16 protein-coding genes are annotated in these 14,128 nt (G+C 70.7%); 4 read left to right on the top strand and 12 right to left on the bottom strand.

Annotation, left to right across the window (positions count from 1 at the left end; translation table 11 throughout):
* Positions 1 to 4: 4 nt before the first annotated feature.
* Together BJ992_RS05630 and BJ992_RS05625 are read right to left on the bottom strand one after the other, a co-directional pair.
* A complete protein-coding gene (locus BJ992_RS05630; protein WP_343072507.1) occupies positions 5 to 3,133 on the bottom strand; it encodes a helicase HerA-like domain-containing protein in 3,129 nt (1,042 codons plus the stop codon).
* A 62-nt stretch (positions 3,134 to 3,195) separates the two neighbouring features.
* A complete protein-coding gene (locus BJ992_RS05625) occupies positions 3,196 to 5,073 on the bottom strand; it encodes a hypothetical protein (RefSeq protein WP_246496529.1) in 1,878 nt (625 codons plus the stop codon).
* Positions 5,074 to 5,367: 294 nt separating this feature from the next.
* Here BJ992_RS05625 and BJ992_RS05620 point away from each other — a divergent pair, with 294 nt between their 5' ends.
* Genes BJ992_RS05620 through BJ992_RS05610 form a run of 3 tightly spaced genes read left to right on the top strand, consistent with a single transcriptional unit; the run spans position 5,368 to position 7,444 of the window.
* Positions 5,368 to 6,045, top strand: coding sequence for a hypothetical protein (locus BJ992_RS05620; protein WP_184978868.1), 678 nt, complete (start codon positions 5,368 to 5,370; stop codon positions 6,043 to 6,045).
* A complete protein-coding gene (locus BJ992_RS05615; protein ID WP_184978867.1) occupies positions 6,045 to 6,629 on the top strand; it encodes a hypothetical protein in 585 nt (194 codons plus the stop codon). Before BJ992_RS05620 ends, BJ992_RS05615 begins: the two co-directional genes overlap by 1 nt.
* The gene (locus tag BJ992_RS05610; RefSeq protein ID WP_184978866.1) at positions 6,629 to 7,444 is read left to right on the top strand and encodes a hypothetical protein; all 816 of its coding nucleotides are present in this window, start codon (positions 6,629 to 6,631) and stop codon (positions 7,442 to 7,444) included. Before BJ992_RS05615 ends, BJ992_RS05610 begins: the two co-directional genes overlap by 1 nt.
* On the opposite strand, the gene BJ992_RS05605 is transcribed toward BJ992_RS05610, so the two are convergent.
* The 10 genes from BJ992_RS05605 to BJ992_RS05565 all read right to left on the bottom strand — a co-directional run bounded on the left by BJ992_RS05605 (position 7,329) and on the right by BJ992_RS05565 (position 13,071).
* Complete coding sequence (locus tag BJ992_RS05605) at positions 7,329 to 8,711, bottom strand: hypothetical protein (RefSeq protein ID WP_184978865.1); 1,383 nt, start codon at positions 8,709 to 8,711, stop codon at positions 7,329 to 7,331. The two genes, BJ992_RS05610 and BJ992_RS05605, sit on opposite strands and share 116 nt — an antisense overlap.
* A 123-nt stretch (positions 8,712 to 8,834) precedes the next feature.
* Entirely contained in the window at positions 8,835 to 9,137 is a 303-nt protein-coding gene (locus BJ992_RS05600; RefSeq protein WP_184978864.1) for a DUF1416 domain-containing protein, read from the bottom strand.
* Complete coding sequence (locus BJ992_RS05595) at positions 9,134 to 9,973, bottom strand: sulfurtransferase (protein ID WP_184978863.1); 840 nt, start codon at positions 9,971 to 9,973, stop codon at positions 9,134 to 9,136. The genes BJ992_RS05600 and BJ992_RS05595 overlap by 4 nt, the downstream gene beginning before the upstream one ends.
* Positions 9,974 to 9,988: 15 nt before the next feature.
* Positions 9,989 to 10,135 carry a hypothetical protein gene (locus BJ992_RS05590; protein WP_184978862.1) on the bottom strand — a complete coding sequence of 49 codons (147 nt, stop codon included), beginning with the start codon at positions 10,133 to 10,135 and terminating at the stop codon, positions 9,989 to 9,991.
* A gap of 85 nt (positions 10,136 to 10,220) precedes the next feature.
* Positions 10,221 to 10,301: an Ms5788A family Cys-rich leader peptide gene (locus BJ992_RS34510; RefSeq protein WP_425503722.1), complete on the bottom strand. Its 81-nt coding sequence runs from the start codon at positions 10,299 to 10,301 to the stop codon at positions 10,221 to 10,223.
* A gap of 32 nt (positions 10,302 to 10,333) precedes the next feature.
* The gene (locus tag BJ992_RS05585; RefSeq protein WP_184978861.1) at positions 10,334 to 10,663 is read right to left on the bottom strand and encodes a TlpA family protein disulfide reductase; all 330 of its coding nucleotides are present in this window, start codon (positions 10,661 to 10,663) and stop codon (positions 10,334 to 10,336) included.
* Positions 10,664 to 10,701: 38 nt separating this feature from the next.
* Positions 10,702 to 11,529, bottom strand: a complete 828-nt coding sequence (locus tag BJ992_RS05580) for a zf-HC2 domain-containing protein (RefSeq protein ID WP_184978860.1) — start codon at positions 11,527 to 11,529, stop codon at positions 10,702 to 10,704.
* Entirely contained in the window at positions 11,526 to 12,038 is a 513-nt protein-coding gene (locus tag BJ992_RS05575) for a sigma-70 family RNA polymerase sigma factor (RefSeq protein ID WP_184978859.1), read from the bottom strand. Before BJ992_RS05575 ends, BJ992_RS05580 begins: the two co-directional genes overlap by 4 nt.
* Before the next feature lie 31 nt (positions 12,039 to 12,069).
* Positions 12,070 to 12,747, bottom strand: coding sequence for an LmeA family phospholipid-binding protein (locus BJ992_RS05570; protein WP_184978858.1), 678 nt, complete (start codon positions 12,745 to 12,747; stop codon positions 12,070 to 12,072).
* A 66-nt stretch (positions 12,748 to 12,813) separates the two neighbouring features.
* Positions 12,814 to 13,071: a MoaD/ThiS family protein gene (locus BJ992_RS05565; RefSeq protein ID WP_184987628.1), complete on the bottom strand. Its 258-nt coding sequence runs from the start codon at positions 13,069 to 13,071 to the stop codon at positions 12,814 to 12,816.
* A gap of 311 nt (positions 13,072 to 13,382) precedes the next feature.
* Here BJ992_RS05565 and BJ992_RS05560 point away from each other — a divergent pair, with 311 nt between their 5' ends.
* The gene (locus BJ992_RS05560) at positions 13,383 to 14,102 is read left to right on the top strand and encodes a winged helix-turn-helix domain-containing protein (RefSeq protein ID WP_184978857.1); all 720 of its coding nucleotides are present in this window, start codon (positions 13,383 to 13,385) and stop codon (positions 14,100 to 14,102) included.
* The last annotated feature ends 26 nt before the right edge of the window (positions 14,103 to 14,128 follow it).

Genomic DNA, 14,128 nt, shown 5'->3' with positions numbered 1-14,128 from the left:
ATCGCTATTCCAGGAACGAAAGCTCGGGCTGGCTCTCCTCGTCGCCGTCGAAGGGGTGGACGAACCGGCCCGGCCAGCTCAGCACGGTCTCCAGCCACCCGGCGGCCATGGTCTGCGCGATGTGCCGCACCCGCTCACGCGGCTCGACGCCGACGGCGACGGTCGCGAAGTCCCGCTCGATGCCGTCGTGTTCGTCGTCGCCGAGCAGCACGCGCCAGGCGAGCACGCGGTTGCGTTCCATCTCCATGGACAGCGGGTGGTGCCGCAGCGCCTTGGCCCGGTGGCCGAGCAGCTCGGTGCGGGTGGCGGTGTCGACGGACGCGCCGTTGAGCCCCAGGTGCGGGTACGGCCGTCCGGTGGCGTCGGCGCCGAACAGCGGGTACTCCATGGCGGGTGCGGGGCCGTGCCGGTCGGGTGGGTGGCCGTACGGGAAGAGCCGGTCCACTTCGTGCAGCCAGCGGATCTGCGGGATGACCCAGGACGGGCCGGGCCGGTCCCCCGCCGTGAGGCCGCCGGCGCCGGAGAACCCGGGGGGCAGCAGCGCCGCCGCCACTTCGGCGGCCTTCACCGTGAGCAGCCCGGGGTCGTACGTGGTGCGCAGCGACCACGCTCGGCGTGCCACGGCACGTTCCACCAGGGTGGCGAGCAGGCATTCGCGGCGCCGGGCCGGCAGCTCGTCCCAGATGCCGGCGAGCACGCGGGGCACTCCTGGCAGTGGCCGGTTGACGCAGAACGCCAGCACGAGCGTGTCGGTCCAGATGCGCAGCCAGGCCCATTCGGGTGCGTCGGCCAGCAGGTCGGCCTCGCGCAGCTCGACGAGCGTGCAGGCGGTGCCTGTGGTGCATTCGTGGCCGCACGCGGTGGAACGGCGGCCGACGATCGGCGGGATGGGTCCGGGGACGGTGCGTTCGCGGCCTTCGCCGAGCGGCACCTGGATGCGCAGCGGCCGGTCCATGCCGTCGGCGAACACGGCGGCGGTGCCGGGTTGCAGCGACACGACCTGGCGGGACTGCTCCTCGCTGAGGTTGATCGCGGCGCCGACCAGCCGCCGGTCGTCCTCGGCCGGCAGCCGGTGCACGACCTTCAAGGCGGTGTTCTTCACGACGTCCGCGATGAGCTTGGTGGGGATCTGCTCGGCCACCACGATGCCTTCGCCGTACGCGCGGATCTCGGCGAGCATGCCGGCGAGCAGCTCGACGGCGTGTGTGCTGGCCCTCTGTGAGCCCCGGTCGCGCAGCAGGCGGTGCGCCTCCTCGATGACGATGACGTGCCGCAGGCCGCCGGTCTTCTCCTGCCTGGCCCGCATGCGCAGGTGCTCCACGATGCGGATGATGAGCGTCCCCATGAGGAACGCCTTGTCCTCGTCGTTGGCGACGTCCTCGATGGCGAGCACGACGTTGCGCCGCAGCAGGCCGCCGATGTCGGCGGGGTGGCCGCCTTCGAAGAACCGGCCGGCGGAGCCGACCCGCAGGCTGCGCAGCCGCAGCGAGATGAAGCCCTCGACGTCGGCCTGCACCTCGTTGCCGTACCCGATCTCCTGGATGACCTCCAGCGCGTGCGCCTGTAACTGCTCAAGGGTCGGCACGGCGGGCCGCACCGGCGCGCCGGGGATGCCGCCGCCGGTGACGACGTCCCAGCCGTTGGCCTCGTACACCCGCTGGAGCGCCAGCGACATGATCTGCGGAAACGGCTCCTCGGCGTCGAACGCCGCCATGAACAGCGCGCGCACCATGTCGATGTGGGCCTGCACCGGGTAGCCGGGCTCGGGGGCCAGCGGGTTGACGCTGAACGGCACGTCGCCAGGCGCCGACGGGTTGATCACGGTGAGCGGCGCCAGGTGCGCCACGCGGCCCGCCATCGCGGCGTACTCGGACTTGGCGGGCTCGATGGCGAGCCACGGGATGCCGGCCTCGGTGAGCTGCTCCAGCAGGTGGCGCACGGTCTGCGACTTGCCTGACCCGGTGGCGCCGGTGACGAACGCGTGCCGGTTGAGCGTGGCGAGCGGTACGCGGAACGACCCGACGGCGCGGTCCTGTCCGTCGATGATGGCCCCGAGGTCGAGCAGCGGCTCCCCGGTGCTGCGCACGTCGGCCTCGCTCGTCACGTCGAAGAACCCGGCGTCGAGCACCCGCACCCCCGGCACCTCGCGGCGTGGCAGCCCGGCGAGGGCCGCGAGCGCACCGGCGGTGGCCGCGAACGGCGCGCCCGCGGTCACGAACGGCGTGCCGGTGGTCGCGGCGAACGGCTGCCCCATGGCGTCGGCCTGGTCCTGCAGGGTGACGGCGAGCACCTCGGGGAAGCCGTACACCGGCTCCACCACGCCGGGCCTGCCGAACCCGGCGAGTATCGGCAGGGACAACCCGCTGCGCAGCCGGTACGGGTGGTGGCTCATCTCCACCGAACCGACCAGCACAGGAGCGATCTGCCGTAGTTCGTCCGGCCCGGCGGCCCCGGCGAGCACGCGGACGTTCCACAGCCCCGCCTCACGGAACGCGTCGAGCTCCTGCATGCGCCGCTCGGCCCGCTCGGCGTCGTACCGGCTGCGCTCGGAGGCGTCGCCGTACTGCCGCAGCACGTTGAGCTGGGTGCGCAGGTAGGCGACCTCCTCGTCGAGCAGGTTGGTCGGCTCGGCGACCACGAGCCACGCGAACGGCCGCGACATCAGCGTCACCAGGGTCGACTCGAACAGCGTGGGCCGCAGCAGGTCGTCGGGCCCCGGCTCCCTGCGGCCGGTGAGCGGCGGCGCCTGCCGTCCCGGACAGAGCGTCCAGGTCAGGTCGGTGAGGTCGTCGAGCCAGTCGTCGCCGACGCGCACGCCGCGCGCGCCGCCGGGGAACAGCAGCGGCTGCGGCCCCTGCGGCGGCTCCTCCACCGCGCCGCCGGCCGCGCGGCGCGGCGGACGCGGCGGGGTGAGCGGCCCGGCGTTGGTGATGAGTTCGAGTGGCGCGCCGGAGCCCCGCGACAGCCAGCCGATGACGAACGGCCGGTTGCGCTGGGCCGCGGACAGGACGGCGGGGAGGACCGTGACGAAGTCCCATTCGGCCGAGGAGGTGCGCGAGGGGGCCGTGATCGCCTGGATGCGGTACCACGGACCGCTCAGCGGGATCGGCGCGCTGGACGCTGCTGATGACACGCTTGCCTGCATATCAAGCCCACCTGCCTTACGCCATGGACGTTTGCCAGGGGATTACCTGTTCAATGCGTTCTCCTCCAGTCCAGCCGCTCCGGCGGCGGACCGAGGTTCGGCGGGAACGGGTCCTCGGCGGACTCGTCGTCCGGCGTGCCAGGGGTGAGCATGACCCGGCGTACCTCCTCGAACTCTCCCAAAGTGGTCTTGGGGAACGTGAGGATGGCCGGGTTGGCGTCGGCGAGCCGCACCTGGCGGCCCTCGGCGGTGGCGTGGGTGACGATGACGGACGTGGTCGGCAGTTGCTGGAGCTGGTGCGGCTCCACGAGGAACTCGCGGCTGCGGTGCAGCACCCGCTCCTCCCCCATGGCCTTGGTGGCGCTTCGTCCCCACTCGGTGGACTCGGTGATGCCTTCACGCAGCCCGCCTTCCCCGGCCTTGTCCTCGCTCTCCGGCTCCTCGGACGCGGCGCCGTCGCGCACGGTCGAGATGTAGGTGCCGTTGAGGCCGTCCACGGTGGGGCTGATGGTCTCGGTGAGCTGGGCCAGCTCAAGGCGGTGCTCGGTCCCCATGTGCTCGCTCGCCACCCGCGCGTCCTCGGCGTTGCCGAGCCGCATGAACGCCACAGCGGCATGGCCCCGGCCAAGCCGCTCGCGCACGGTCGGCGTGAGCGAGCGGTACGTCAGCACGAGGCCCGTCTGCGAGGTCTCGCAGGCGTCCATGAGCCGGTCGAGCACGTCGCCGCGCAGCTTGTCCGCGCCGGCCACGATGATGGTGTGGTACCACGGCCGGTCGGAGGCCGGTGACTGGCGCAGCACGTGGGTGAGCGCCGTGGCGACGTACGTGCCGAGCACGCGGTTGCCGAACACCCCGGCCTGCCGGTCCATGGACACGACGCGCAGCCGCGCCGGCGGCAGCCGCACGGCCTCGGACCCGAGGGCCTCCAGCTTGCGGAGCTGCGACTCAAGGGCCCAGGCCCGCTCGATGACGACGCGGTCGGTGACGCCGCGGCCGAACAGCGTGCCGATGCGTTCGAGCTGCGTGGCGGTCAGCAGGCCCGACCGCAGGTCGTCCCGCGGGTCCCCCACCTGCGCGAGCGCGCGCAGCGCCGCGGTCACCTGGTTGATCCTGGCGTTGTCGCCGAGCACTTCGAGCACCCGCTCCAGGATCGCGTTGTCGAAGCTCAGGTCCCGCGTGGTGCGGTGCTCCTCGCTGACGCTCACGACATGCGCCAGCACGTCGGCGAACGCCTCAGGCGGCAGCGTGGCCCCGAGGTCCAGCCGCGGCAGGTCCACCGGCAGCACCCACACCAGCGGGTCGTCGCCACCCCGGCGGGCCAGCTCGATGAGGTCCTTGGCGATGGCCCCCTCGGACAGGTCGAGCACCGTGAGATGCCCCCCGCTGTACAGCCGCGTGGCCCCGAGCAGCGTGATCAGCGCCGACCACCCCGGCAGCGTGCCGCCGGCGACGTCGATGCGGTCGATCTCGTCGGGGATCGCCACGGCGTACCAGTTGAGCTGTTTGTCGTACTGCTCCTTCTTGGCGGCCCACTCGCGGTACCGCTCGGCGTGGTCCTCCTGCGCGTCGAACAGCTTCCGCTCGCGCGACTCGCGCCGCCGCTCGGCCCGCGCCTCCTGCTCCCTGATGCGCGACCGCAGCGCACGCTCCCCCTGCCCGACCGCGTACCCGCAGGCCAGCGCCACCCCACCGGTGACCACCAGCCCGATCAGCGCGAACGACCACCCGAGCACCTCGGTGAACCCGAGCACCAGGATCAGCACGCTGAGCAGCGCCATGAGGACCCCGAGGGTCTTCACCGGCCGGTTGAGCAGATCCTTCTGGAACCGCTCCCTGCGGATCCACGCCGGATCGACCGCGGCCCCCGGCTCCTCGGCCACCTCACTCGGCGACGGCCGCTTCGGCGGCGGCCCCGGATCGGGGTACATCAGGGCATACTGCCAGCCAAGGTAGATGCGATCAGCCTGGAGCTGCGCATGGTCTGGGTGCCCTTCCGCCACCGGACCTCCACCTGTTCGATGGTCGCGCCTGCTGAAGCGAGGCCCGGCTCGCACCGCCGTGTCCCCTCTCCGACTGTGCAAGCGTAAGAGGTGCTCCCCTCATTCGGGCACGGTTCTCGCCATTCGGACCGATTTCCTGACAGGGGCGGGACGACGGGGGTCACCTCGGGAGAACGGTGGGACGAATGCGGCGGATGTGAAGAGTCACTAGCATCCTGTCCCATGACTTCTCCAGCCGCACGCGGCCGCCGGGCCCGGCGGATGGTGCTGCTGCCCATCCTGGCCGTCCTCGTGGCGGGGGTGCTGGCGGCCGGCGCGTTCCTCGGCGGCTTCCACCAGGCCCCGCCTTCGGAGCCTGAGTCGCTCGGCAGGGGTGCCGAGGTGGACCAAGGACGGATGCGGACGAAGTTCCTGGACGCCGTGGTGCGCGCGGGAGGACACGACGGCATCGGCGTCTCCGACAAGCGGTACCTGGAGATCGTCCTCGACGTCACCAACCAGTCCGACCGCACCATCTCCTCGTACACGATGGACACCGCGCTCCCCACCGTGCTCGCGGACGGCAAGGCCATCAAGCCGAAGGACCCGTCGCAGGGCCTCGGCCCGCGGTACGTCGTCTCGGCACCGGGACACGCCTACAGCCAGCTGCACCCCGGCGTCCCGGCCAAGGTGATCATCGTGTTCGAGCTCAGGGAGAACGAACCCGCGCCGAAGTCCGTACGGATCGCCGCCGCCACGTACGAATGGCGGGAGACGTTCTTCAGCCAGACCCACGAGTGGATCAGGGTCATGGCACCCAAGCCGCCGAGCGTGCAGGACGCGGCCGAGGAGGGCTCGCACCCCGACGAACCACTGATCATCGCCGAGGTCGACATGCCGGTCCGGTCGGAGGCCGCGTGATGGGGTGGCTCACCGCGCTCCGCGCCGTCACCGGGCTGGCCCTGGTCGCGGCGGCCGTCGCGATGCAGCCGCTGCGCCTGGCCCCGGAACGGCTCAACGAGCCGATCACCGCGTCCGGCGGCATGCACGACGAGCTGTCCATGCCGCGGTTCTCCGCGCGGCTGGAGCGGGTCGAGTTCGCGCGCACGGTGCGGGTCAACAAGCGGTACGGCGGCGAGGACGCGCCGACCGGCCAGATCTTCCTGATCGCCAAGGTCGGGGCCACCGCGCCGAAGCACCCCGTGCAGTTGCACGCGCGGCTGTTCACGGCGGACGGCAGGCGGTTCGACCCGACGGAGCGGGTGTCCGACACCGCGGCGATGAACACCAAATGGGTGCAGCCCGGCTGGTGGCGCTCGGGTCTGTACTTCTTCGAGGTGCCGCCGGACGCGGTCGCCGGCGCCAAGGTCGTCGTGTCGGAGGAGATCAGTCCCCTGTTCGGCGACCAGTTCCTGTCGGAGGCGGCGTTCGACACCGGTCTCGACGGGGCCGCCGCCAAGCAGGCGGTCGGCGCCGCCAAGGACGTGTACGAGGTGAGCGGCTGATGCGCAGGAACCGCGACCAGGACGACACCGGCGTGTTCCAGCCGCCGGCGGGTGAGCCGTCGTGGTTCACGCCGGGGCCACGGCTGCCTCGTCCCGACACCCGCGTCTGGCCGCCGCCGGACTCCCGCAGCAGCTCGACGCTCCCCATCCCGAAGGTCCAGGACACGCCGTCCGGCCCCGCGTGGTCGCCGCCGGCCGACGTACCGCAGATGCCGCCGCCGTTGTGGCCGCCACCGCCGCAACAGGCCTCGGAGCCCGCGCGGCCGGCCGCCGAGGACCGTCCGGCCGGCCGGCGCAAACGCAGGCCCATGCCCCCGGTGGCGCGCTTCGGCCTGCGTCTGTTCGGCGCGGTCGGGCTGAGTGCCGCGCTGCTCGCCGTCCAGGCGTACGACGCTCTGCACCGCTACGAGAGCCGGGTGCCGAGGACCGAGGTGCGGTACGTGGCCCACGGCATGACGGCGAGCCTGGAGAACGCCGAGTGGAAGCTGATCGGCTTCTCCCAGTTCCCCGAGCAGTCACCTGACACCCCCGACCGTCTGGTGATCCAGATCGACCTGGAGGCCACGGCGCTCAACGAGGAGGGCAGGTTCTACACGACGACACCACCTGGTGCCGTGGTGACCGACACCCGTGGCCGGTCGTGGCTGGCTCAGGTGTGGAAGGCCCCCGAGGAACTGCTGCAGGGGATCCCCGGCAGGTTCACCCTCGTGGCCGCGGTCCCAAAGGAACTGGCGGGCCAGGTGGAGCTGGAACTGTGGCAGAACGAGCGCCAGGCGCTGGGCCGGACAGGGAAGGCTCTGCACTTCGATCGCTGACCGCGGCGGCCCGCGCGCGCCGCCGCTCGGCCCCGGCGGCCACGTCGAACGTCGCGGCGAGCAGGCACGTCGTCAGCACCGCCACCACCAGGTCCACCGCGAAGTTGATCGGCACGCCGAGGACGTTCCAGTAGAAGATCGGGAAGTCCCCGTTCACGAGGTACTGCAGGCCGCGCACGGCGTACCCCTCGCCGATCTGGATCGCGGCGAAGCACACGGCGAACAGGCCGAACAGGGGCGCACCGCCGCGTACCGTCAGCCGGAACGTGTTCGCGAGCGCCACCCAGTGGGTCCACCGGCCGAAGAACCGGGTCAGCGTACGCCGGGTCATCGAGTGGCTGCTTCGTTCGAAGGCCCGCTGCGCCTCGGTCATCCCGCCTTCCAACCGGGTGCCCTTGACCACGGAGGCGGCGTCCTCGGCGTAGGCGCCGTACACGAGGATGGCCACGGTCAGCCACGCACCCGGCAGGATCACCGCGTCCCACACCTGCGGCCAGATCTCGCCGACGAACGACCAGAACGCCTGCCAGCCGGGGATGTTCGCCGACAGGTCCGCCAGGAAGCCGTTCCACCAGTGCACGCCGACCCGGGTGTCCAGCCAGGTGCTGCGCGAGAACAACACGTTGACGCCGTAGTAGAAGAAGGCGAGTTCGCAGAACGCGATGGTGAGAGCGAGCATCCGGCCGCCACGCTTCTCGAACAGCAAGGTGAGCGGGAACCGCGCGGCGAAGGCGACGAATGTGATGGCCAGCGCGATGTTGAGGTTCAGATCGGTGAGCCCTGTGGCCGTCCCCTGGCTCGCTCCGGTGAAGAAGTCCGACCAGGCGCCGAGGTACCCCTTCTCGCCGCTCTGCCGCTCGATGTCGGTGTTGAGGAAGTCGCGGACGTCGTCGAGGTGCCATCCCCAGCTCAGGTACAGCGCCGTGAACGGCACGATGGTCCGCGCGACCCCCGCGACGAAGCTCTCGTGCTCCTCGCCTTCGGCACGCCGCGCCTGTGTCTCGTACAGCGCGCCGCGCAGCGACATGAACATGCCGACGGACACGATGAGACCGATCAGCACCATGACCAGGAACACCAGCATGGTGAGCACCAGCCGCAGGTCGCGCATCGACCCGTGGGACAGTTCGGTGCCGCCGACCATCAGCCCGAACCGTGCCAGCTCCCCCGCCGAGAACCACATGACGAGCGGCAGGACGCAGCGGCCGGCGAGCCGCAAGGTGTGCCACGGCAGGGCCCAGACAGAGGGGGTGCGGATTTCGGACATCCGGTGCATCCTATCGACGCCGTCACAACAGCCGCAGCAGCATCAGAAGCCCTGGCCGGGAAAAGTGACGGCCGGTGCCCCCGCATCGGGGACACCGGCCGTTCCGGCGTTCGCGTGATCAGGTCAGACGGCGACCTGGAGCTGGGAGACCTCGCCGAGGCGGGCCTCCACCGGGATGTCCTTGGTCTTGCCGCCACCCGCGATGATGCGGACGGTCCACGACCCAGGAGCGGCGAAGAAGCGGAAGATGCCCTCGTCGGAGACGACGACCTCGCCGGTGAACTCACCGGAGTGGTCGAGCAGGCGTGCGTAGGCCGTCTTGGCGCCGGTGACGACACCCTGGATCACGGCCTGGGTGGCCAGGTCGATGCCGGCCGGCAGTGCGACGGTCTGCTCCGGTGCGGCGCAGCCTTGGGTGGTGCTCATCGGGCCTCCCCTAGCTCGATCGGCACGCCTACCAGCGAGCCGTATTCGGTCCACGAACCGTCGTAGTTCTTGACATTGGCCTGGTCGAGGATCTCGTGCAGGACGAACCAGGTGTGCGCGGAGCGCTCACCGATGCGGCAGTAGGCGATGGTGTCCTTGCCGAAGTCGACGCCGGCCTCGGTGTACAGCGCGCGCAGTTCGTCGTCGGAGCGGAAGGTGCCGTCGTCGTTGGCCGCCTTGGACCACGGGATGTTGCGCGCGGTCGGGATGTGGCCGGCGCGCTGCGCCTGCTCCTGCGGCAGGTGGGCCGGCGCGAGGAGCTTGCCGGTGAACTCGTCGGGAGAGCGGACGTCGACGAGGTTGAGCTTGCCGATGGCGTTGACGGCGTCGTCGCGGAACGCGCGCAGCGACAGGTCCTGCTCCTTGGCGGTGTACTGCGTGGCGGGACGCGAGGGAACCTCGGTCACCAGCTCGCGGGAGTCGAGCTCCCACTTCTTGCGGCCGCCGTCGAGCAGGCGCACGTTGTCGTGGCCGTACAGCTTGAAGTACCAGTAGGCGTAGGACGCGAACCAGTTGTTGTTGCCGCCGTACAGCACCACGGTGTCGTCGTTCGAGATGCCCCGAGCCGAGAGGAGGGCCTGGAAACCCTCGCGGTCCACGAAGTCACGGCGGACCGGGTCCTGCAGGTCCTGCCTCCAGTCGATCTTCACGGCGCCACGGATGTGGCCCTTGTCGTAGGCGCTGGCGTCCTCGTCGACTTCGACGAGCACGACGCCAGGGGTGTCGAGGTTGGCCTCGACCCACTCGGCATCCACCAGGACGGCGGAGCGGCTCATTGGGGAACCTCCCGTTTATCGGGTTATCGGCGGTGTGATCAGGTACGTCGTGACGCCGGACGGTGCGGTCGCGGCGCGGTTCAGGAACGTGGCGAGCAGGCCGCCGGCCCGAGGGCAGGACACGTCCGCGCCGTGGCGCGGGCCTGCGGGGTCAACCTGCATGACTGGATGCTCCTGAAGGGGTCGTGCCGATGGGAACGGGCACTCTTCAGATCGGTGGCGGCGTGAAAGCCGCGACGGATCGCCCTCAGGCAATGCGACAGAGCGCGGTGGCGACGCGGCAGAAATCTACCGCCCGCCGCTTCGTCAGCCCTGTCGAGGATGTCATAGCCATGACAGTACCTCCGGTCTCGGAATCTGTCACGTCGCGTCCGTCCCCTGAGATAAAGTGCGGCCGAGCACGGCGATCACGTCAACTTTGCGTGGCAGACCGGCCGCTCTCTTCGTCACTTTTCCTGCCGCGTCCAGCACGAACACCGTCGGCGTGCTTTCCACGCCGAGCCGCCTGACGAGGTCGAGCCGCGACTCGGCGTCCACCTCCACGTGCCGCACGCCGGGGACGAGATCGGCGACCTCCGTCAGCACACGCCTGGTCGCACGGCACGGCTGGCAGAACGCCGTGGAGAAATGCACGAGCGTGGCGCGTTCACCGAGTTCCGCGCCGAGGTCGGCCGCCGACACGGTCTCCATCGCAAAGGCCCCTCACCGCGCGCCGCGGACCGGCGGCGCTACGACCGCAAGGGTAGCCACAGCAACCGGCGGCCCGTCGAGGTGCTGATGTCGAATCCTTCGATGCTTTCCGCCGTCAGTTCCGTCTGGCCGGTGAACGTCGCGGTGCCGCCGTGGTAGTCGGCCTTGTCGGCGGTCCAGCCCCCGGCGGGGGCCCTGGTGCCGTCGAGGCCGACCGCGGTGACGCGACAGGACGTGCCGTCCGGCACGCCGGACAGCCGGACCACGATCGCGGTGCCTTCGGGGCCGCGCGAGGTGAGGGTGAGGTCGGCGCGTACGCCGTCCTGTTCGCCGGTCAGCGTGCGCGCGGCGTTCTTGCGCAGTTCCGGCGACTCGGCGGTGGTCGCCGCCTCCGGTGGCGGCGAACCGGGAACCGGCTCCCCTGTGGCGAGCATCGGCTGCTCGGCGGAGTCGCGCGCGCTGCCGTACGCCTCGGCGCTCGGGGCCGGCGTCGCCTGGGACAGCGCGGCCGGCGCGCCGGCGGCGTCGGAACCGGGCCCGTCACCGGTGAGGCCGACGAAGGCGGCGCCGCCGAGCGCGGCCACGACCAGGGACGCGGCGAGGCCGAGCACAGCGCGGTTGAGCCGGCGCCGGCGTACCGACGTGGCGATCAGGCGGTCGAGCACGGCCTGCGGCGGCCGTCCCACCTGCTCGATGTCCTGCTCCTCGACCTTGGCGAGCATGGCGGTCAGGCCGCCGAGTTCCTCCAGCTCGGCCCGGCAGTCCGCGCAGGTCGCGAGGTGGGCCTCCACCAGGACGGCCTCCTGCGGCTCCAGCGCGCCGAGAATGTGCGCGCCGAGCGACATCCGTACCTCCTCGCACGTCATGGCGCCAGCCCCCGTTCCTCCAAGGCGAGCTTGAGCGCACGCAAGGCGTAGTAGGAGCGTGATTTGACGGTGCCCGCCGGGATGCCGAGGATCTCGGCCGCCTCCTTCACCGATCGTCCGCGGTAGTAGGTCTCGACGAGCACCTCGCGGTGCTCGGGCCGCAGGGCCGCGATGGCGTCGGCGATGGCCCATGACTCGACGGCGCGGTCGAGCTCGTCGTCGGCGGGGATCACCGCGAGCGCCTCGTCGCCGGTCTCCGGTGGACGCGACCTGCGGGCCCGGTGGTGGTCGACCACGAGGTTGCGTGCGACGGTGAACAGCCAGGCGCGGACCGGACGGCCTTCCAGCATGTCCGGATGCTTCCACGCTCGCAGCAGCGTCTCCTGCACCACGTCCTCCGCCTTGCCCGGGTCCCCGGTCAGTCGCAACACGTAACCGTAGAGCGACCCCGCGTGCTCGTCGAAAAGTGTCCTGATCAGCTGCTCGTCGGCTGTTCCGGCGGGGGTCACATCCTCATGACGGATCCCGGGGCCATCCGGTTCAGGCACGTAGCGGCACGTCCGTGGCGGTCCCCTCGACGGCGAGTCCTTCGGAGGTGCTGCGCACGCTCTCGATCTTCAGGCTGAGGGGGAGGTCCTTGATGGGGACGTTGAAGCTGAGCAGGCGCGCGGCGTCGGGGATCTGGACGCCGTTGACGTTCTCGGGGGTGAGGCGGATGCCGCCTTTGACGACCTCGATCTTCATCTTGGCGTTGATCGGGATCTCTTGGCCGGCGAGGAGGAACTTGCCGGTGACGTTGAGGGAATCGTCGCCGCCTCCGGTGACCTTCAGGCCGCGGGGTGCGCGCGCGTCGAGCGTCTCCTTGGGGATCACGACCAGGCCGGTGACGCGGTCGGCGCGGATGTCGGCGGTCTCGGGGCTCTGGATGAGGTCCATGAGGGGGGCACGCACGCCGTACAGCGTGGCGTCGATGCGGGTGATCTTGGCGCCACCCGGCACGGACATGCGGCCGATCTTGACGCTGATCTCTTCGTACCGGCCGGCGACCGCCTGGGTGAGGAAGGGGATGCCACGCACCTCGATCTGCGGCTCGCTCGGCAGGTCGTACTTGGCGGCGACCTGGCGAGCGATCTCACGCTGCACTCCGCTGACGGCGACGCGGTCGAGCACGGCGAGCACGACGGCCAGCAGGATGAGGAAGACCAGGAACTTGCGCATCCGACTCCTTCGGGGGATCCACCTGCCCGGTCCCGGCTCACTCCCCCGCGGCCGGGTCGCGAAACGCTACCCGCCGGCGAAGGGCGGCAGGACCTCCACGACCGCGCCGTCCTTGAGCGCGACCGTGCTCAAGTCCCGGATGCCCGCGGGGTCGCCGTCCACGAGGAAGGACGACCGGCCGAGGACGCGCTCCAAATCCGGATTCTCATATTTTAGTGTGATTTTAACCACCAGGTCGGCCAGCGTATCGGCCTCGAACGGCTCCTCGGCCACCCCGGCGGCCGCCTTGGCCGCGGCCCAGTAGCGCACCGTGCCCTTCGCCATCTTCACCCGCCCTTGCCTGCGCGGACACCGGACGGCCCCCACAGTACGTCGATGACACACGGCAAGCCTCCGGTTACGCGTATTTCCCGCGTATTTCCACCGTGAGACGTCGTTCACCGGTGACCTGGCTCTGGACGCCTCTTTCCCGTGGGCTATTCTCACGTACTGACGGGACCTGGGCGATGAAGCCCCCGGGTCCTTTACGTGTTTTGTACGGCTCTGCCGTCACAACGCGGGGAGGAGGCGGATGCGGTGAGTGAGCGATGCCGTGTCCACTCACTCCCCGATCAGCCTCTGGATGAGGAGGTGCTGTGAGTAACCTGCTGCTGCTCACCAACGCATTGGAGCCCTCTGCTGAGGTCCTGCCCGCCCTAGGGCTGCTCCTTCACTCGGTCCGCGTGGCGCCGGCCGAGGCGTCCGCCCTGATCGACGCACCGCCGGCGGACGCCGTGCTGGTGGACGCGAGGAGGGAGCTCGTACACGCCAAGAGCCTGTGCCGCCTCCTGCGCACCACCGGCATCGACTGTCCACTGATGGTGATCGTCACCGAAGGCGGCCTCGCCGCCATGACCGCCGAGTGGGGAGCCGACGACGTTCTCCTCGACACGGCGGGTCCGGCGGAGGTCGAGGCGCGCCTGCGTCTCGCCGTCGGACGCATGTCCATCTCCGCGAACGAAGAGGTCCCGGACGAGATCCGCAGCGGCGATCTGTCGATCGACGAGGCCACCTACACGGCCAGGCTGCGCAATCGAGCCCTCGACCTGACGTTCAAGGAGTTCGAACTGCTCAAGTACCTCGCGCAGCACCCCGGCCGGGTCTTCACCCGCGCTCAGCTGCTGCAGGAGGTCTGGGGGTACGACTACTTCGGCGGCACCCGCACCGTGGACGTCCACGTGCGGCGCCTGCGCGCCAAGCTGGGGGCCGAGTACGAGTCGCTGATCGGCACCGTGCGCAACGTCGGCTACCGCTTCGTGCCGGACCGCGGCGGCGAGCAGCTCGACGACCGTGAGCCCGCACCCGTCCACCGCTAGGAACGTGACATGCCGGATCGTCCACG

This window comes from Sphaerisporangium rubeum (assembly GCF_014207705.1).
Lineage (GTDB): Bacteria > Actinomycetota > Actinomycetes > Streptosporangiales > Streptosporangiaceae > Sphaerisporangium > Sphaerisporangium rubeum.
The sequence above is the reverse complement of the archived record's forward strand: the minus strand, read 5'-3'. Positions and strand labels throughout refer to the sequence as shown.